Source organism: Streptococcus parasanguinis, from assembly GCF_001578955.1.
Lineage (GTDB): Bacteria > Bacillota > Bacilli > Lactobacillales > Streptococcaceae > Streptococcus > Streptococcus parasanguinis_U.
Window position 1 is genome coordinate 578,144 of record NZ_KQ969689.1, and the last position, 566, is coordinate 578,709.

At 42.9% G+C, this 566-nt stretch carries 1 protein-coding gene; it reads right to left on the bottom strand.

Going from position 1 to position 566, the window contains the following annotated elements; genetic code table 11:
• Window positions 1-175 precede the first annotated feature (175 nt).
• Window positions 176-566, bottom strand: a 391-nt coding sequence (locus SPADD19_RS12495) for an alpha-amylase domain-containing protein (RefSeq protein ID WP_241496431.1), incomplete at its 5' end; no start/stop codon positions are given.

Consider the following 566-nt stretch of genomic DNA (forward strand, 5'->3'; position numbering starts at 1 on the left):
TGGATAATTTTTTCCAGCTTTTTTTTGATGCTCTTTATTTCTTTCAAATAGACGCGATACCCATTGACAGCGTTTTCTTATAGTGCTAAAATGAAGCTGTATTTCCTATAAAATTTTTACAGGAAAAAATTCTCCTAGGAAAATGTAGATCCTAGGAGAAAATCATATATAAAGGTTATTGGCCCTCTGTATCTTGGGCTACCCAGACACTGACGGAGCGTTCTGCCACTGGGAATTCGGCAGTACCGTCTTCTTGGACTTGGACGGTTTCGCTACAATTTTCTAGGACATCATAGTAGGTGAGGCCTGCGTAGGATGAGCCGATCTCCATGACTTTTGTAGCAGCTTGGTTATTCGAAACTAAGCAGGCGATTGGTGCTGATTCTTCTGTACCTGAATGTGTCCAACCGATGCAATTAGGATCATCGAAGTAGTCCGTTTGTTCCCCATAGGCCAGATCTTTACGAACCCATAAGAGGCGATCGAGGACCTCTTGGAAACTTTCTTGCGCAAATTTGCCATCGATCCCGTAGTAGTCTCCATAGAAGACACAAGGCAAACCAGCT